This window comes from Arthrobacter sp. Ms25, from assembly GCF_059090365.1.
On sequence record NZ_JBNHFP010000001.1, the window covers coordinates 838,164 to 856,690 of the forward strand.

An 18,527-nucleotide genomic window follows, 5' to 3' on the forward strand; every position below is an offset into this window, starting at 1 on the left:
GCTGCCGGACGGTTACTGCCCGGTGCGTATGACCTTGTGCTGGGCCGCCTGCGCCACCGGCCGAAGGACCACCTGGTCCAGGTTCACATGGTGCGGCACGTTCAGCGCGAACGCCACGACATCGGCAACGTCTTCGGCCGTCAGGGGTTTTTCGACCCCGGCATACACTTTGTCCGCAGCTTCCTTGTTCCCCATCCGGTTCAAGGAGAATTCCTCCGTCTTGACCATGCCCGGGGCAATCTCAATGACACGGACATTGTGTTCGGCTTCCTCCAGCCGCAGGGTCCGGGCCAGCATCTCCTCACCGGACTTTGCCGCGCTGTAGCCGGCACCGCCCTCGTAGGCAGTGAAGGACGCCGTCGAGGTCAGCAGCAGCACGGAGCCGCGGCCGCTGGCCCGCAGGGCGGGCAGGAACGCCCGGGTCATCCGCAGGGCGCCAAGGACGTTGACGTCGTACATGCGCTGCCAGTCGTCGATGCTGCCTTCGGCCACGGAGTCCATGCCGAAAGCGCCCCCTGCATTGTTGACCAGGGCATCCACTCCCCCGCCCGCCAATACGGCTTCGGCGAGCGCCGCCACGCCGGCGTCGTCGGTGATATCGGCGGCCATGGCCACGGCCCCCGTCTCCTCGGCGAGCGCCTGCAGCCTCTCCGCACGGCGGGCCACCGCGACGACGTCCCACCCTGTCGCCCGAAGCGCCCGTACGGCTGCGGCTCCGATTCCTGAACTTGCTCCGGTAACTACGGCCCGCTTCGGTGTGTTCTCAGTCATGGGGTTACTTTAGCCAGCGTTTGCCGCAGACCTGTTTCTTCGGCGCCGGGTCGCCGGGCATTGTTACGACGGCGGTGGCGGTTACGTCTGCCCTTGCAGCGGCTGCCACCCTGCGCCTGCTGTGGCTGCACTACACCTGCCCCTGCACACTACGGCCGCTGCTTTCCTGCTGCTGCTGCCGCCGTCGCACCCGACGGCTCCACGTATCCCGTGTCTTTTTCACCAGTTCCACGAATTCCTCCGGCCGGCGCAGGATCATTTCCGCGGTGATCCGCAACGTGATCCATCCGCCTGCAGCCGACGCGTTCCAGCGTCGCCGGTCCACGCGGTAGTGCTCTCTGCTGCTGTGGAACGCGAATCCGTCGATCTCGATGATCAGCCAGCCGTCAACAACCAGATCCACTCGTCCGATACCCGGCAGTGCAACTTCCGTCTCCACGCGCACACCCGCGGACAGGAGGTGGAACCGCGCGCAGACCTCCAGTGGTGATGCCGTGGTGCGCCGGACGGTGCGCAGCAGGGCCCGGACCTGCCAATCCTGCTGCCCGGAGAATTCCTGCTGCAGGCCCGGCAGTCCCACGGCGCCGGTGACGACTGCGGATTCCGCCATCACCAGTGCATCCAGCCGGGGAAGGCAGCGGAAGGCGTCCCGGAGGATCTGCCGGGGCGGCGCTATCAGCCGGTGTGCCGACCGTTGTCCCCGGTGGACGACCGTTCCGGGTATTGTCCGGCCTGCGTCGAAACGGACATGGACGGTTTCGTGTGGGGACAGCACCCACCAGCCAAGAATGTCCGCCGCAGAGATGCATGTCAGCGATGTCTGGCTCCGTGCGGCATGGACCAACCGGGCGTCTGCCTGGGGCAGCGCAAACGTTCCGCGGCCCACGCGCCGGACGATGCCGGTGCGCAGAGCCTCGTCGATCATCCGCCGCGGGAACCCGTTGACGGTCAGCGTCCCATAGCTGGCTACTCCATGCCGCGTGAGCAGGAATGCCTCCAGTTGCTGCATTCCCTCACAGTGACGCGTCTCCGGCCGGTTTGGGTTCTTCAGCACCACGTCGTGGAATCCGGCAGGGCACCCTGTGCGGCTCGAGCCGCTGGGGAGGGATAGCGGCCGCAGCCTGCCCGCACGGCGTCCCACGATGTGGGGCTGCCGGCACCTCCCGAGGCCCCACAGGCACCACAAGCACCACCCGGTGGGACGCTGTGCCCGCAACGGACCCCGGACCGGACCGCACGGGTGGGGCAAAGCTGTAGGCTCTCGGTACGCCAGCTTCCCCCACCAGCTGCCCGACCGCCGTCCGCTGCCACGAACAGGACCCAGCCATGCCTCTCATCAGTAGATTTTTCGCAGGGATACTCCTCGCCAACGCCGTCCCGCACGGGGTCAGTGCCCTGCAGGGAAGACGGTTTCCGACCCCCTTTGCCAACCCGCCCGGCGTCGGGCTGTCCGGTCCCAAGGCGAATGCCCTGTGGAGCGGCCTGAACGCAGCCGGCGGCATCGCCCTGTTGGGCCGGTCTCCTCAGGGTCCCCGTGAACGGATCTCACTGGCCACCGGGGCTATTGCCATGAGTTTTTTCCTGGCTCACTACTTCGGCAAGGCACAGGACAGGGCATAGCCGGCCGGAAACTACACCCCCGGGCCCGGCACCGTCAGCAGATACTCCCTCAGGACCACCGCCTCGTTTTCCTTTTCATTCCGGGCCCCGTACAGCAGGACGGTGTCCGGACGTGAGCGGCATTCGCGGGTGAAGTCCGCCACCAGCAGATTCTCCGCGAGCTCGCCCCGGTACCGGTGCACAAACTCCTCCCAGCGCTCCGGCCGGTGTCCGAACCACTTGCGCAGGCCGGTGCTGGGCGCGAGATCCCGGAGCCATTCATCCAGGTCGGCCCTTCCCCGGGACACACCGCGCGGCCACAGCCGGTCCACCAGCACACGGAAGCCGCCGTCGGGCGGTGCGTAGATTCGCCGGACCCGCACGTTCCAGGCGGAGGTTTCCCGGTCGGCAGCCATACCTGGGATGCTACTGCCGGCAAGCCCCGGCCGGACAGTGCCTCAGACCATAGCCCTGCATGGAAGAATGGAAACCATGGCTGAACACATCCCGGGCACAGACACGCCCGACAACGAACCCCAGACCGTTTCCGTCCCCGACAAGCCCGCCCTTGAGGGGCTCGAGTCCAAGCTGAGTGCCCGCTGGCGCGAGGAGGGAACGTACGCGTTTGACCCGGACACGGTCCGGGACGAGGTCTACTCCATCGACACTCCCCCGCCCACGGCGTCCGGCTCCCTGCACGTGGGGCACATGTTCTCCTACACGCAGACCGACGTGATGGCCCGCTATAAGCGGATGACCGGCAAGAACGTCTTCTACCCGATGGGCTGGGACGACAACGGCCTGCCCACCGAGCGCCGCGTCCAGAACTACTACGGCGTGCGGTGCGATCCCACCAAGCCCTACGACCCGGACTACCGCCCGCCGGCCAAGGCCGCCAAGAACCAGCGCGATTTCGACGTCGTCTCCCGCCGCAACTTCATTGAACTGTGCGAGGAACTGGCCGTCGAGGACGAAAAGGTCTTCGAGGACCTCTTCTCCACCCTCGGCCTGTCCGTGGACTGGAAGCGCACCTACCGGACCATCGATGATCACTCCCGCGCCGTCAGCCAGCGCGCCTTCCTGGACAACCTGCGGGCCGGCGACGCCTACATGGCCGAAGCACCGACCCTCTGGGACGTCACCTTCCGCACCGCCGTGGCCCAGGCCGAACTCGAGGACCGGGAACAGCCCGGCGCCTACCACCGCGTGAGCTTCCATGCCCCCGACGGCGAGAAGATTTTCATCGAAACCACCCGCCCGGAACTGCTGCCGGCCTGCGTAGCGCTGGTGGCACACCCCGACGACGAGCGCTACCAGCGCCTCTTCGGCACCACCGTGAAGTCCCCGCTGTTCGACGTCGAGGTGGAAGTCAAGGCACATCCGCTCGCCAAGCCGGACAAGGGTTCCGGCATTGCCATGATCTGTACCTTCGGCGACCTCACCGACGTCACCTGGTGGCGTGAGCTGAACCTGCCCACCCGCGCCGTTATCGGCCGCGACGGCCGCATCCTGGCCGACACCCCGGAGTGGATCGCCACCGAGCAGGCAAAGGAAAACTACGCCGCCCTGGCCACGAAGACCGTCTTCAGTGCCAAGGAAACCGTTGTCGAAATGCTGCGCGAAAGCGGCGACCTCGACGGCGAGCCGAAGAAGATCACCCACCCGGTCAACTTCTTCGAAAAGGGCGACAAGCCCCTGGAAGTGGTGACCAGCCGCCAGTGGTACATCCGCAACGGCGGCCGCGATGAGGAACGCCGCGAACGGCTGATTGCACGGGGCAAGGAAATCGACTTCCACCCGGCCTTCATGCGCTCCCGCTACGAAAACTGGATCGAGGGCCTGAACGGCGACTGGCTGGTTTCCCGCCAGCGTTTCTTCGGCGTCCCCGTTCCCGTCTGGTACCCGCTGGATGCAGCCGGCAACCCCGACTACGACCACCCCGTGCTGCCTGCACCGGAGTCCCTGCCGGTGGACCCCGCCGCAGAGCCGGCTCCGGGCTACGAAGAAGCCCAGCGCAACACACCGGGCGGCTTCATCGGCGACGCCGACGTGCTCGACACCTGGGCCACTTCCTCGCTCACTCCGCAGATCGTGGGCGGCTGGAGCGTGGACGAGGACCTCTTCGCCAAGGTGTTCCCGTTCGACCTGCGCCCGCAGGGCCACGACATCATCCGGACCTGGCTGTTCTCCTCCGTGGTGCGTGCCGATGCCCTGAACGCTGCCGCTCCGTGGAAGCACGCCGCGATCTCCGGCTGGATCCTGGATCCGGACCGGAAGAAGATGTCCAAGTCCAAGGGCAACGTGGTGGTCCCCACCGATGTGCTCAACGAATACGGGTCCGACGCCGTGAGGTACTGGGCTGCCTCGGCCAAGCTCGGTGCCGACACGGCCTACGAAATTGCGCAGATGAAGATCGGCCGCCGGCTGGCCATCAAGCTGCTCAACGCCTCCAAGTTCGTCCTGAACCTGGGCGCCACGGAGAAGAACGTGGTCCTGGATGACGCCTCGGTGATCACCAATGCGCTGGACCTGTCACTGCTGGCGCAGCTTACCGACGTCGTCAACGCCGCCACGAGTGCCTTCGAGCGTTACGACTATGCCAAGGCCCTGCAGCTGACCGAGTCCTTCTTCTGGTCCTTCACCGATGACTACGTGGAGCTGATCAAGGACCGTGCCTACGGTGCTGCCGGCGACGCGGAGCAGGCCTCCGTGCTGGCGACGCTGGCCACCACGCTGGATGCACTGCTGCGGCTGTTCGCGCCGTTCCTGCCCTTCGCCACCGAAGAGGTCTGGGGCTGGTGGCGGGCAGGGTCCGTGCACCGGGCTCCGTGGCCGAACGTGGACGGGCTTTCTGCAGCCGTCGCCGATGCCGACACCGGCATCCTTGGCACAGTTGCGGCCGCACTGGGCGGCATCCGCAAGGCGAAGTCCGAAGCCAAGGTCAAGCAGCGCACCGAGGTCCTCAAGGCCACGGTCACTGCCCCCGAGGGTTCCGTCGCCAGGATCCGTGCCGGACAGGCCGATCTGCAGGCCGCCGGGAACGTCCGTGAACTCACGCTGGCAGTCGGCGAGGGTGAGCTGACCGTCTCCGACGTCGAGCTGGCACCGCCGGCCGAATAGCAGGCAGCAAAAAGGGCCCGTCCGGATCATCCGGACGGGCCCTTTTTGCCTGCTTTCCCTGCGCCGCGCTGAGCGGCGGGAACGGGTTAGTCGAAGCGAGGGCTTTCGGTGCGGCTGCGCTTGAGTTCGAAGAACGCCGGGTTGGACGCCAGCATCACGGCACCGTCAAACATGGCGCCTGCTTCTTCACCGCGCGGAATGCGGGTCAGCACCGGACCGAAGAAGGCGGTGCCGTTGAACGCAACGACGGGGGTTCCGACGTCGTCGCCCACCTTTTCGATGCCCTCCTTGTGGGAGGCGCGCAGCTGGTCGTCGTACTCGTCCGTGTCGGCGTAGCGTGCCAGCTCGGCGGGCAGGCCCACCTCGGCCAGGGCCTCGCGGATCACGGCCGGGAAGTCATCGTTGCCGCCCGCATGGATGCGGGTTCCCATGGCGTCGTACAGCTTCTTGATGTACTCCGTACCGTGCAGTTCGGAGGCAGCGATGATGACCCGCACCGGACCCCAGGCCAGGTCCATCCGCTTCCGGTAGTCCTCGGGAAGGTCACGGCCCTCGTTCAGGACCGCCAGGCTCATGACGTGCCAGTTGGTGCGCACGTCGCGCACCTGCTCCACCTCGCCCATCCAGCGGGAGGTAACCCAGGCGAACGGGCACATCGGATCGAACCAGAAATCGGCAGTCGACGCTGAACCGGCGGCGGACACGGAAGCGGTGTCGGTCATGGAAACTCCTTCGAAGCGGTGAACGGCGCGTTACGCGCCCTGCATACTACTTCTACCAACCGCGGCTCAGGCGGATTTGTTCCGCCGCTTCGTGGCTACCGCATGCGAGATGAGGGTGGGTTCGGCCTTCTTTTGAACGGTATCGGCGGTAATGACCACCGTGGCAACGTTGTCCTGGCTGGGCAGGTCGAACATGACCGGCAGCAGGACTTCCTCCAGGATGGCTCGCAGGCCACGGGCACCGGTGCCGCGCTCGAGGGCCTGGTCGGCAATCGCGTCCAGTGCGCCCTGCTCGAAGGTCAGTTCCACCCCGTCGAGCTGGAACATCTTCTGGTACTGCTTGACCAACGCGTTCTTGGGCTCGGTCAGGATGCGGATCAGGGCGGTCCGGTCGAGGTTGGAGACGGTGGTGATGACGGGCAGGCGGCCGATGAATTCGGGAATGAGCCCGAATTTCAGCAGGTCCTCCGGCATCACCTCCGCGTAGGAGTCGGTGCCCTTGGCCGTTTCGATCAGCGGTGCGCCGAACCCGATGCCCTTGCGGCCGGAGCGCGATCCAATGATCTCTTCCAGGCCGGCGAAGGCACCGGCGACGATGAAGAGGACGTTGGTGGTGTCGATCTGGATGAATTCCTGGTGCGGATGCTTGCGTCCGCCCTGCGGCGGTACGGAGGCAACCGTGCCTTCGAGGATCTTCAGCAGGGCCTGCTGCACGCCCTCGCCGGAGACGTCGCGGGTGATCGACGGGTTTTCGCTCTTGCGCGAGATCTTGTCGATCTCGTCAATGTAGATGATGCCCTGTTCAGCCTTCTTGACGTCGTAGTCGGCCGCCTGGATGAGCTTGAGCAGGATGTTCTCCACGTCTTCCCCGACATACCCGGCTTCAGTGAGCGCGGTGGCGTCCGCGACGGCAAAGGGAACGTTGAGCCGGCGGGCCAGGGTCTGCGCCAGATAGGTTTTACCGCAGCCGGTGGGGCCGATCAGGAGGATGTTGGACTTCCCGATTTCGACGTCGTCGGTGGCCACTGCGTCCGTCAGGCTGCCGCCGCGGGGAGCGTGGCCGGCCTGGATGCGCTTGTAGTGGTTGTAGACCGCCACGGCCAGCGACCGCTTGGCGGGTTCCTGTCCGATGACGTATTCCTGCAGGGAGTCGAAGATCTCCCGGGGCTTGGGCAGCTCGAAGGTGCCGAGGTCGGCCACCTCGGAGAGCTCTTCCTCGATGATTTCGTTGCAGAGGTCGATGCACTCGTCACAGATGTACACGCCGGGGCCGGCAATGAGTTTGCGTACCTGCTTCTGGCTCTTTCCGCAGAAAGAGCACTTGAGCAGATCCGTGCTCTCACCAATGCGAGCCATAGTTCAGTCCCCTTAGATGGTCCATTCAAAAACGGTTCCGCAGCATGGGCTGAGCCAACCATGATCCACTCTAGGACACTTGGAGGAGCTATTCAGCAACCAAGCGGCCCGTGGTGCGATATTACGCGCCACGGGCCGCTCGGTTTACGCTGCTTGTGCAGTGGAGCAGGCTACATCTTGTTGATGGCCGGCGTCTTGATCTTGCGGGAATCAAGCACCTGGTCGATGAGCCCGTATTCCAGGGCCGAATCGGCGGTCAGGATCTTGTCGCGCTCGATGTCGGTGTTGACCTGCTCGGAGGTGCGGTTGGAGTGCAGCGCCAGCGTGTCCTCCAGCCAGGTACGCATCCGCATGACCTCGGCGGCCTGGATTTCCAGGTCGGAGGCCTGTCCGCCCTGTCCGCCGGACAGGGACGGCTGGTGGATCAGCACGCGGGCGTTCGGCAGTGCCAGGCGCTTGCCCGGGGTGCCGGCGGCCAGCAGCACTGCTGCGGCGCTGGCGGCCTGGCCAAGGCAGACCGTCTGGATTTCCGGGCGGATGTACTGCATGGTGTCGTAAATGGCCGTCATGGCCGTGAACGATCCACCCGGGGAGTTGATGTACAGGGTGATGTCGCGGTCCGGGTCCGTGGACTCAAGGACCAGCAGCTGGGCCATGATGTCATCGGCGGATGCGTCGTCAACCTGGACGCCCAGGAAGATGATGCGGTCTTCGAAAAGCTTGGTGTACGGGTCCTGGCGCTTGAATCCGTAGGGCGTACGCTCTTCGAACTGCGGCAGGACGTAGCGGCTGGTGGGCATCTGCGGGGCTACGGCGGAGCCGGCGGTGCCGAAATTATGGTTCATGAATTACTCCTGAAGTCTGCAAATGGAGGGGTGGCTGGCCGGGACCCTAGTCCTCGTCCTTGCCCTCTGCCTGGTCCTGGTTGGTTCCGCCGCCGCCGGTCACTCCGCCTGCGTGTGCGGAGATCTTGTCGAAGAAGCCGTATTCCAGGGCTTCCTGCGCGGTGAACCACTTGTCGCGGTCATTGTCCCGAAGGATGGTCTCGACGGTCTGGCCGGTCTGCTCGGCGGTCAGTTCAGCCATCACGCGCTTCATGTTCAGGATCAGCTCTGCCTGGATCTTGATGTCGGAAGCGGTGCCGCCGATGCCGCCGGAGGGCTGGTGCATCAGGATGCGGGCGTGCGGCGTTGCATAGCGCTTGCCCTTGGTGCCGGAAGAGAGCAGGAACTGGCCCATGGAGGCGGCCAGGCCCGTGGCGACCGTGACGACGTCGTTCGGAATGAACTGCATGGTGTCGTAGATCGCCATGCCTGCGGTCACGGAACCGCCGGGAGAGTTGATGTAGAGGAAGATGTCCTTCTCGGGATCTTCGGCCGAAAGCAGCAGAAGCTGGGAGCAGATCGCGTTGGCATTATCGTCCCGGACTTCCGAGCCCAACCAGATGATCCGCTCTTTGAGCAGGCGGTTGTAGATGTAGTCGTCCCGGCCGGCCGGGTCCACCGTTGCCATGGTGGGTGTGTTCGGTGCAGTTGCCATACTAAGTGACCTCTCGCTCTGGCAGGAACGGATGCTGGCCGTGCCAGCTGCCCCTGCCGTTTGTCTCTTCTAGGACACTAGCCTGTTGCGGCGGTGATCTGCTGAGGTTTGGGCGGCTGTTCGCTGACGGCGCACGATGCGCGTCACAGCGGGCTGTGGCGCAGTCCGGGACCTGTTATCTCCGGTTAAAGCAATGTGCCGCCGGTCCGTTGGGACCGGCGGCACATCAGGCGGTCTCCGGAAGAGACCGGGACAGGCTAGGCCTTGTCTTCGTTCTGCTGCTCTTCGGCTTCCACAGCCTCGGCCTCGTCGCCGGCGGGGCGGACGAAGTCGGTCAGGTCGATCTCGGCACCGGTGGTGTCGGTGACCTTGGCCAGTTCGAGGACCTTGGCCAGCGCCTTGCGGCGGCGGACTTCGCCGACCATCATCGGAACCTGGCCGCTCTGGTCGATCAGCTGGGCGAACTGGTTCGGATCCATGCCGTACTGGGAGGCGGAGGAAACGATGTAGTCGATCAGTTCGTTCTGGGCAACGCCGACTTCTTCCTTCTCCGCCACGGCGTCAAGGATGATTTCGTTCTTGAAGGCGGCCTCGGTGTTCGCACGGACCTCGGCGCGGTGCTCTTCGGTGTCGTGGTCGGCACCGGACGCCTGGGCACTCTCAGAGTTGAAGTGCTGTTCGATCTGCTCTTCGATGACGGATTCGGGAACCGGAACCTCAACGAGTTCCAGCAGCTTCTCGAGGACCTTGTCGCGGGCCTCGACGCCCTGCTCCATGAGCTTGGACTCAGCGGCGCGCTTGACGAGGTCTTCACGCAGTTCGCCGATCGTGTCGAACTCGCTGGCCAGCTGTGCGAAGTCGTCATTGGCCTCGGGGAGTTCGCGCTCCTTGACGGCCTTGATCGTAACGGTCACCTCGGCGTCGGCACCGGCGTGCTCGCCGCCGGCCAGCTTGGTGTTGAAGGTGGCGGACTCGCCGCTGCTCAGACCGGTGACGGCCTCGTCCATGCCTTCGAGCATGGTCCCGGCACCTACCTGGTAGGACAGGTCAGCGGCGGAATCCACCTCTTCGCCGTCCACCTTGGCAACCAGGTCCATGGTGAGGAAGTCATCGGCAACTGCGGGGCGGTCCACGGACTTCAGCGTGCCGAAGCGGCCGCGCAGCTCGTCCAGGGCCTTCTCGACGTCGGCGTCGGATGCCTCGGCGGGCTCGACGGTGACCTCAAGGCCGGCGTAGTCCGGCAGCTCGATCTCGGGGCGGATGTCCAGCTCGACGGTGAAGACCAGCTGGCCCTCGTCGGTGGCGGGGTCCGGAACTTCGGTGATTTCAACTTCGGGACGGCTCAGGGGGCTGATGCCGGTCTCGTTGACGGCTGCGGCGTAGAAGCCGTTCAGGCCGTCGTTGATCGCCGTCTCGAGAACGTAGCCGCGGCCCACGCGCTGATCGATGATGCGGTTGGGAACCTTGCCCTTGCGGAAGCCCGGGACCTGAACCTGGGTGGCGATGGTCTTGTAGGCCTCGTCGATGCTCGGCTTCAGTTCCTCGAGCGGAACTTCAACGTTGAGCTTTACCCGCGTGGGTGTGAGGTTTTCTACGGCGCTCTTCACAGCGTAAGTTCTCCTGAGGGTTCTGGGATTGGTCTGCACCATGGTTATACAGAGTCGGGGTGACAGGATTTGAACCTGCGACTTCCTGCTCCCAAAGCAGGCGCTCTTCCAAGCTGAGCTACACCCCGTCAGTGCACCTGACAGCCTACCTGCCGTTGAGCGGGTATGACGAATTTTCCTGCTCCGGGACGGAATCCGCGCGCCCGCCGGGGAACCGGAGGCGGGCCGATTACTCACGGCCGGTTATCGCGTGCTAAGGTAAAACCTGCCTTACGGCGCCGGGGATGTAGCTCAATGGTAGAGCCTCAGTCTTCCAAACTGATTACGCGGGTTCGATTCCCGTCATCCCCTCCACCATAGAAGGGCCTTCCGCTGATGCGGAAGGCCCTTCGTGCGTTAACGCGTCAGCGGGCCTGGCAGGACGGGCACCAGTACAGTTTGCGGGCACCCATTTCCGTTCCGGCCACCGGCGTGCCGCAGCGCCGGCACGGCAGCCCCGTGCGTTTGTAGACGTAGTGGGCTTCAGCCACCGGGACGGGTTCGGCGGCATCGTCCCGGTCCTGCGGATCGGTGGTGATGATCCTGCCCAGCCGCACGCCGTCCTCCATCAGGCGCACGACGTCGTCCCACAGCTCCGCGGCCTCGGCTTCGCCAAGGTCACGGCCCAGCCGCCAGGGTGAGATCCGGCGGCGGAAGAGCACTTCCGCGCGGTAGACGTTCCCCACTCCGGCCAGCACCTCCTGGTTCATCAGCAGCAGCCCCACCGGTGAACCCTTGCTGCGCACCCGGCGGCTGAACTCTGCTGCGCCGTCGGCGTCGCGGGCTCCGTCCGCCAGCGGGTCCGGTCCGAGCCTGGCGAGCACCTTCCTGCGCTCGGCCCCGGTAACCACCTCGCAGGCGGTGGGCCCGCGCAGGTCCGCCCAGCCGTGCTCGGAGACCAGCCGGACGCGCACGGCCCCCCGAGGTTCGGGCGGGCCGGCATACCCTGCACCGTCACCGCCGGACACCTCCAGCTCCCCCACCCGCCGGGGCGCCCCGATGCTGGAGGCGCCGGCAAACGTTTCATCCCCGCCGAAGTCGAACGCGCCGTAGAGGCCGAGATGGATGCGCAGGTACAGGTCATTGTCGAACTGCAGGAACAGCTGCTTGCCGTGGGCCTGCGCTGCTTCAAGCACATGTCCGTCCAGCCGGGCCGCGCCCGCAGCGAACCGGCCCTGCGGGCTGCTGACCGAGAGCCTGGCCCCGCCGAACACCGAAGTGAACTGCCGGGCCAGGCGGTGGATCGAATGGCCCTCCGGCATTAGAGCGTGGAGCCGGTGGTTTCGTACCGGGCGATCTGCGCAATCCGGCGCACGTGGCGTTTCGCATCGCTGAAGGGCTCGGAGAGGAAGGCTTCAATGATGCCCGTTGCTTCCTCCACGCTGTGCTGGCGGCCGCCGACGGCCACGATGTTGGCGTTATTGTGCTGCCGGGCGAGCCGCGCCGTCTCCAGGTTCCAGGCCAGCGCCGCCCGGACGCCGCGTACCTTGTTGGCGGCGATCTGCTCACCGTTGCCGGACCCGCCGAGCACGATCCCCAGTGCCTCGGTGCCTGCCTCCTGGTCCCGGACCACGGCTTCTGCTGCGTCGATGCAGAACGCCGGGTAGTCGTCCTCGGCGTCGTATTCGCGGGGGCCGTGGTCGACGACGTCGTACCCCTTGCCGGTTAGGTGGGCAATGAGGTGGGAGCTCAGCTCCATGCCGGCGTGGTCGGTTGCAATGTGGACGCGCATTTTGGGGTGAATCCGTTTCTTGAGGAAGGGCAAAAGACGCTTCCAGCGTAGCTTCCGCTGCAGCAGCGCCTCCAAATTGCCGGGCAGACGGCGGGAATCCGTCTTACATTCCGCGGCTGCCTGCCGATAGGGCACCACGGACCCGTCCGCCGACGGCATTTCCACGGCCCGGTTCTCCACTTCGGACGCGGGCACTGCGGTCACTTCACCGCTGAGTACCCGCCACGTCTCGTTCTACAAGGAATAATCCATTGAAAAGTGCAAAAATCGCAGTTCTGGCTCTCCTCGCTGCCTCGTTGACGGCCGGGGCGCTTCCCGCCCAGGGACTTGCTGATCCCGCGGCGCCGGCGCCCGCGCCGGCGACACCGGCGCCGGAGAGCGCACCTTTGGATGTCCTGCCGACCGACCCCGTGGAGACCCTCCTTCCCGTTCCGGAACCGTCCGGCACACAGGATCCCGAGGCAATGCTGCCGGGGTCCACGGCTCCCGCCTCTCCCCCTGCTCCCGTGCCCTCTGCCACTCCCTCCCCCGACGGAACCGCTGAGGCAGAGGAAACGGAAGAGGACAAGGACTTCGTCCCGGTAGTCGGCGGCGGTTTCCCCGTCCCGGGACCCGAGACACCGTTGGTGACCGACCCCGACGGAACGGTCCGCTCCGCCGTGGAAACCGACATTTCCGCGGCGCATGACCATGGGGCCTCGGCCTTCAGCAGCAAGGCGGGCGGCGCCAGCACCACTGGTACCGCAGCAACCCGCAGCGGAACCATCCAGGTGACCATGGTGTTCGCGACCCTTACCGACAACCGCGGCAGCGTGGACGAGGCGGCGGCCAAGAAGTCCATCACGGAGGCGAACAAGTACTGGCGCGCCATGTCCAACGGACGGCTCGGAATGGAAATCGTGCACACCCGCTCCCTGAAGAGCACGGCGAACTCCGGCCAGGACTACGCAGCGATGATGAACACCATCCGGCGTGACCTGCAATGGTACGAAGACCCCAATGAAGCCCTCGTCGTTTTCGTCCCTGCAGCGGATCTGCGCAGCGGCGGCTACGGCGGCATCCTCGGCGGCGGCTGGACCAGCGGACCCACCAGCGGTTCCGTGCTGATGCCGCGACCCTCCGGCTTTACGAACAATGTGGTCACCCACGAGCTAGGCCACGTCCTGGGCCTGCTGCATGCCAACAGCCTCAAATGCACTAACGGCCGCGGCGACGTCGGCGTCGGCTCCAACGGCGCCTGGAGCGACCGCTCATGCACGTCGCGGGAATACGGCGACACGTCCGACCTCATGGGTTACGCCCAGTACAGCCTGCCGGTCATCAATTCCTACTTCTGGGACGCCGGCGGGTTCGGCCGCGGCAACGAAATCCGCAATATCGGCACCCCGGCGAAGGCGGCGACGTATACGCTGCAGGCCTGGGCAGGATCAGCGGCCAACCGGGCGGTCAAGTTCCGGGACACGTCGGGGGAAACCTACTACCTCGAACTGCAGCTGCCGGTCGGCTATGACGCCGCCACAGCGGTGGGGGGCAACCGGGGCGTCAAGATCGTCAAGGCCGACCTCGCGAACGACTGGGCCGTCAACTCCCTGGTCGTGGCTCCCAACACACGTGACTTCGCCGGATACACCAACGCCAACAGCACCTGGCAGGCCGGCCAGACGTTTTCCACGCATGCCGGCACCACGGTGAAGATCAACTCGATCAGTTCCACCTCCGCCAGCATCACCGTCACCCCCAAGATCACCCTGGACTGGTCCAAGAAGGTTTTCTCCCCCGGTGACTTCAACCGCGACGGCAAAGCCGACATGCTCACCCGCCGCACGGACGGCACCCTGTGGTTCTCCGCGGGACGGGGTGACGGCAAGTTCTCCGGCGCCGTGAAGATCGGCACCGGATTCCAGGTCTACAACTACTTCATCGCCACCGGCGATTACGACGGCGACGGCAGGAACGACTTCCTCGCGCGGCATGCCGACGGAAGTCTGTGGCGCTATTCAGGCACCGGCGCCGTCGGCTCCGGCCAGGAAGGCTACCGGCAGGGCCAGAAAATCGGCATGTTCGGCTGGGAAGGGTTTGACGCCTTCGTCGGCGTAGGCGACGCCAACGGCGACGGCCGCAACGACATTGTTGCCCGCACCCCCAACGGCACGGCGTCCCTGTACACCGGCACCGGAAACGGACAGCACGGACCCTCCCGCGTTATCGCTTCCGATTGGAACAAGTACAGCGCCCTCGTGGGCACGCGTGATTTCAACGGCGACGGCCGTGCGGATGTCGTGGCACGGACCTTTGACGGCAACCTGCACATCCTGCGCGGAAACGGCAGCGGAATGTTCATTCCCGGCCCGACCATCGGCACCGGCTGGAACACCTTCACGGACATTATCGGCGGAAGCGACTTCAACAAGGACGGCCGAACCGACATGATCGGGTACCGGCTCGGCAACGGCTCCTTGTCCTTCTACGCCGGGACAGGACGGATTTCCGAAGGGTATACGGCAGCCGCCAACACCACGGGCCTGGCACTGCCCGGCGGCTCGAAAGTCATCAGCGCCGGCGATTTCAACGCAGACAAGGTGGATGACCTGATCTCGGTGGACCGTGCCGGACTCCTGTGGCTCCATCCGGGCAACGGAACCAAATCCGGTGCCTACCGTGCAGCAGTGAAAATCGGCTCCGGCTGGAACATCTACGAGGACATCAGCGCCGGTGACTTCAACCGCGACGGCAAAACGGACCTCGTGAGCCGGGCTGCCGACGGCACGCTCTGGTTCAACGCCGGCACCGGTCGGGTCAAGGGCAAGGACGAAGGCTACCTTCCGCGGGAACGGGTCGGAACCGGCTGGAACGTGTACACCGAGGTGTCTGCGGCGGGCGACCTCAACGGCGACCGGATCCCCGACCTCATCGCACGGCACCGGGACGGAAGCCTGTGGTTCTACGCAGGTAACGGCGCCATGGGAGGCGGCCGGGACGGATACCGGGTCGGGTCCAGGATCGGCAACAGCGGCTGGGATACCTTCACCTCCCTGACGGCTGCCGGGGATTACGACCGGAACGGGACCGGCGACATCCTCGCCACGACTGCTTCCGGAAGCCTTTTCCTCTACCGCGGTGCCGGGAACGGAACTCTGCGCACTGGTGAGCCCGTGGGCACCGGATGGAACATTTACGCGGATCTGGCCGGACCGGGAAACACGGCAGTGGCAGCACGCTACGGCTTCGTGGCCCTGCAGGCGAACGGCAGCACACGGTTCTACAAGAGCACCGGCATGCCGGACGAGGGGTACCGGCTGGCAGTGGCGGCAGGCACTCTGTAGCCTCCGCCACTTGGCAGGGTGCCGGGCAATGAGAGAATGGTGCACAAGATCACCATGGCCGGTGCATCCTGCCTTACCGGGCAGACAGGCACCGGCCCCTTTTCCTTGAGAAAGGCCCTCCCTTGCCAGGTATGAATCTCACGCGCTCAGAAGCGCGTGAACGTGCAGAACTGCTGAACGTTGAGTCCTACGACGTCAACCTTGACCTGACCCGGGGCGAGACGGTGTTCGGCAGCACGACCGTTGTCCGGTTCTCCGCCCGTCCCGGGGCGTCGACGTTCATCGACGCGGTCACCGACACGGTGCACCGGATCACGCTCAACGGCGTCTCCCTGGACCCGGCGGAGGTGTCCGACGGCGTGCGGATCTCGCTGCCGAACCTCGCCGAGTCCAACGAGCTCGTGGTCGACGCGGATGCCCGCTACATGAACACCGGCGAGGGCCTGCACCGCTTCGTGGATCCCGTCGACAACGAGGTCTACCTGTACTCGCAGTTCGAGGTGCCGGATTCCCGCCGGATGTTCGCGGTCTTCGAGCAGCCGGACCTCAAGGCCACGTTCCGCTTCACGGTCACGGCACCGTCGCACTGGGACGTCATTTCCAACTCCCCCACCCCGGAGCCGGTGGCCGCCGGAGAACTGACCGAGGCCAGCCCGCGCTCCACTTGGTCCTTCGAACCCACGCCGCGGATCTCCAGCTACATCACCGCGCTGATCGCCGGCCCCTACCAGTCCGTCCGCAGCGAACTGACCAGCTCCGACGGGCGCACCATCCCGCTGGGCGTCTTCGCCCGCCGGTCCCTGATGCAGTACATGGACGCCGAGAACATTTTCGAGCTGACCCGCCAAGGCTTCGCCTTCTATGAAGAGCAGTTCGGCACCCCGTACCCGTTCGAGAAGTATGACCAGCTGTTCGTTCCGGAGTTCAACGCCGGCGCCATGGAGAACGCCGGTGCCGTGACCTTCCTCGAGAGCTACGTCTTCCGCTCCCGGGTCACCGAGGCCACCGTGGAACGCCGCGCCGTGACGATCCTGCACGAGCTGGCCCACATGTGGTTCGGCGACCTGGTCACCATGCGCTGGTGGAACGACCTGTGGCTGAACGAATCCTTCGCCGAGTTCATGTCCACCCTGGCCGCCGCCGAGGCGACCGAATTCCGGCAGGCGTGGACTACCTTCGCCTCGCTGGAAAAGGCCTGGGCCTACCGCCAGGACCAGCTGCCCACCACGCACCCGATCGTCGCCGAAATCCGGGACCTGGAGGATGTCCAGGTCAACTTCGACGGCATCACCTACGCCAAGGGCGCGTCCGTGCTCAAGCAGCTGGTCGCCTGGGTCGGACAGGATAAGTTCATGGCCGGCGTCCGCGAGTACTTCGGCAAGCACGCCTGGCAGAACACGGAACTCTCGGACCTGCTGTCCGAGCTGGAAACCGCCAGCGGCCGGGACCTGTCGGACTGGTCCGCGAAGTGGCTCGAAACCGCCGGCGTGAATACCCTGCGTCCCGAGTTCGAGACGGACGAGGACGGCACCATCACGTCCTTCGCGGTGCTGCAGAGCGCTGTCGAGGAATACCCCACCCTGCGCCCGCACCGCCTTGCCATCGGTTTCTACAACCCGGACGGGGACGGCCGGCTGCAGCGCACGCACCGCGTGGAGCTCGACGTCGACGGCGCCCGCACCGAGGTGCCCGAACTCGCCGGCCAGCCGCGCCCGGCCCTGCTGCTGCTCAACGACGACGACCTTGCCTACGCGAAGATCCGCCTGGACGACGCCTCGCAGCACACCGCCACCCGCAGCCTGCGCAACATTGCAGACTCCCTGCCCCGGACCCTCGTCTGGGCATCTGCCTGGGACGCGGCCCGTGACGCGGAGATCCCGGCCCGCAACTATGTGGAACTGGTGCTGCAGAACATCGCCTCCGAATCCGATTCCACCGTTGTCCAGGTGCTCCTGCGCCAGCTGGCCACCACCCTGGCCTTCTACGTCAGCCCCCAGGACCGCGACGCCATGACGGCCGCCGCCGCCGACAGCCTCTGGGAACTGGCCACCGCGGCGGAACCGGGCTCGGATTCGCAGCTGCAGTTCGTCAAGGCCTTCGCCGCCCACGCTTCCTCGGACGAGCAGCTGGACGCGCTGGCCGGACTGTTCACCGGCAGCCAGACCCTCGAGGGCCTGGCCGTCGACGCGGACCTGCGCTGGGAACTGCTGACCGGCCTTGTCGCCGGCGGCCGGATGGGTGCAGAGGACATCGACGCCGAACTCGAGCGCGATGCCACGGCCACCGGCGCCCTTGCCGCGGCCATGGCGCGTGCGGCCATTCCCACGGCCGAGGCCAAGGCAGCCGCCTGGGAAGCGATCGTGGAGCGCTCCGATATGCCCAACGCTGCCCAGCGTTCGGCCATCGCCGGGTTCATGCGGGTCCACGACACCGCCCTGCTGGAACCGTACGCGCAGAAGTATTTCGCGTCGGTCCGCGAGGTGTGGGCCAGCCGCACCCATGAGATCGCCCAGCAGATCGCCGTCGGTCTCTATCCGTCCCGACTGACCCGCCAGGACACCGTGGATGCCACCGACGCCTTCCTGGCCGAACTGGGCGGGGACTCCCCCTCGCTGCGCCGGCTGATCCTGGAAAACCGCGACGGCGTGGTCCGCGCGCTGAAGGCACAGGCAGCGGACCTCTAGCAGTTCCCGCCGCGGTTTCCCGCCCGCCGGCCAGG

General features: G+C 65.9%; 14 protein-coding genes and 2 tRNA genes. 5 read left to right on the forward strand and 11 right to left on the reverse strand.

Features of this window, described 5'->3' with window-relative positions; translation table 11 throughout:
- Positions 1-12: 12 nt before the first annotated feature.
- Together AC5RT8_RS03900 and AC5RT8_RS03905 are read right to left on the reverse strand one after the other, a co-directional pair.
- A complete protein-coding gene (locus AC5RT8_RS03900; protein WP_494094371.1) occupies positions 13-771 on the reverse strand; it encodes an SDR family oxidoreductase in 759 nt (252 codons plus the stop codon).
- Positions 772-901: 130 nt separating this feature from the next.
- Positions 902-1,780: a hypothetical protein gene (locus AC5RT8_RS03905; protein WP_494094372.1), complete on the reverse strand. Its 879-nt coding sequence runs from the start codon at positions 1,778-1,780 to the stop codon at positions 902-904.
- A 317-nt stretch (positions 1,781-2,097) separates the two neighbouring features.
- Here AC5RT8_RS03905 and AC5RT8_RS03910 point away from each other — a divergent pair, with 317 nt between their 5' ends.
- Complete coding sequence (locus AC5RT8_RS03910; RefSeq protein WP_494094373.1) at positions 2,098-2,391, forward strand: hypothetical protein; 294 nt, start codon at positions 2,098-2,100, stop codon at positions 2,389-2,391.
- Positions 2,392-2,402: 11 nt separating this feature from the next.
- Here AC5RT8_RS03910 and AC5RT8_RS03915 read toward each other — a convergent pair whose 3' ends face one another.
- Positions 2,403-2,786 carry a DUF488 domain-containing protein gene (locus AC5RT8_RS03915; protein ID WP_494094374.1) on the reverse strand — a complete coding sequence of 128 codons (384 nt, stop codon included), beginning with the start codon at positions 2,784-2,786 and terminating at the stop codon, positions 2,403-2,405.
- A gap of 76 nt (positions 2,787-2,862) precedes the next feature.
- On the opposite strand from AC5RT8_RS03915, the gene valS reads away from it, so the two are divergent.
- The gene (gene valS, locus AC5RT8_RS03920; RefSeq protein ID WP_494094375.1) at positions 2,863-5,490 is read left to right on the forward strand and encodes a valine--tRNA ligase; all 2,628 of its coding nucleotides are present in this window, start codon (positions 2,863-2,865) and stop codon (positions 5,488-5,490) included.
- Positions 5,491-5,576: 86 nt separating this feature from the next.
- Here valS and AC5RT8_RS03925 read toward each other — a convergent pair whose 3' ends face one another.
- From AC5RT8_RS03925 to AC5RT8_RS03950, 6 genes are all read right to left on the reverse strand, one after another.
- Positions 5,577-6,212: a mycothiol-dependent nitroreductase Rv2466c family protein gene (locus AC5RT8_RS03925; RefSeq protein WP_494094376.1), complete on the reverse strand. Its 636-nt coding sequence runs from the start codon at positions 6,210-6,212 to the stop codon at positions 5,577-5,579.
- A 66-nt stretch (positions 6,213-6,278) separates the two neighbouring features.
- On the reverse strand, positions 6,279-7,568 hold the full coding sequence (gene clpX, locus AC5RT8_RS03930; RefSeq protein WP_494094377.1) for an ATP-dependent Clp protease ATP-binding subunit ClpX: 1,290 nt from the start codon (positions 7,566-7,568) through the stop codon (positions 6,279-6,281).
- A gap of 170 nt (positions 7,569-7,738) precedes the next feature.
- Complete coding sequence (locus tag AC5RT8_RS03935) at positions 7,739-8,413, reverse strand: ATP-dependent Clp protease proteolytic subunit (protein ID WP_494094378.1); 675 nt, start codon at positions 8,411-8,413, stop codon at positions 7,739-7,741.
- Positions 8,414-8,459: 46 nt separating this feature from the next.
- On the reverse strand, positions 8,460-9,080 hold the full coding sequence (locus AC5RT8_RS03940; RefSeq protein ID WP_494094537.1) for an ATP-dependent Clp protease proteolytic subunit: 621 nt from the start codon (positions 9,078-9,080) through the stop codon (positions 8,460-8,462).
- Between the two features lie 284 nt (positions 9,081-9,364).
- Positions 9,365-10,714 (reverse strand): trigger factor, encoded by a 1,350-nt coding sequence (gene tig, locus AC5RT8_RS03945; protein WP_494094379.1) that lies wholly within the window; start codon positions 10,712-10,714, stop codon positions 9,365-9,367.
- A gap of 54 nt (positions 10,715-10,768) precedes the next feature.
- Positions 10,769-10,842 (reverse strand) — tRNA-Pro (locus AC5RT8_RS03950).
- 152 nt (positions 10,843-10,994) lie between these two features.
- On the opposite strand from AC5RT8_RS03950, the gene AC5RT8_RS03955 reads away from it, so the two are divergent.
- Positions 10,995-11,068: transfer RNA gene (locus AC5RT8_RS03955), tRNA-Gly, on the forward strand.
- Positions 11,069-11,118: 50 nt separating this feature from the next.
- On the opposite strand, the gene AC5RT8_RS03960 is transcribed toward AC5RT8_RS03955, so the two are convergent.
- Positions 11,119-12,015, reverse strand: a complete 897-nt coding sequence (locus AC5RT8_RS03960; RefSeq protein ID WP_494094380.1) for an Fpg/Nei family DNA glycosylase — start codon at positions 12,013-12,015, stop codon at positions 11,119-11,121.
- Complete coding sequence (locus AC5RT8_RS03965; protein WP_494094538.1) at positions 12,015-12,485, reverse strand: ribose-5-phosphate isomerase; 471 nt, start codon at positions 12,483-12,485, stop codon at positions 12,015-12,017. Before AC5RT8_RS03965 ends, AC5RT8_RS03960 begins: the two co-directional genes overlap by 1 nt.
- Before the next feature lie 251 nt (positions 12,486-12,736).
- Between AC5RT8_RS03965 and AC5RT8_RS03970 the strand changes: the two genes are divergently transcribed.
- Positions 12,737-15,808 carry an FG-GAP repeat domain-containing protein gene (locus AC5RT8_RS03970; protein WP_494094381.1) on the forward strand — a complete coding sequence of 1,024 codons (3,072 nt, stop codon included), beginning with the start codon at positions 12,737-12,739 and terminating at the stop codon, positions 15,806-15,808.
- A gap of 131 nt (positions 15,809-15,939) precedes the next feature.
- Entirely contained in the window at positions 15,940-18,492 is a 2,553-nt protein-coding gene (pepN, locus tag AC5RT8_RS03975) for an aminopeptidase N (RefSeq protein WP_494094539.1), read from the forward strand.
- The last annotated feature ends 35 nt before the right edge of the window (positions 18,493-18,527 follow it).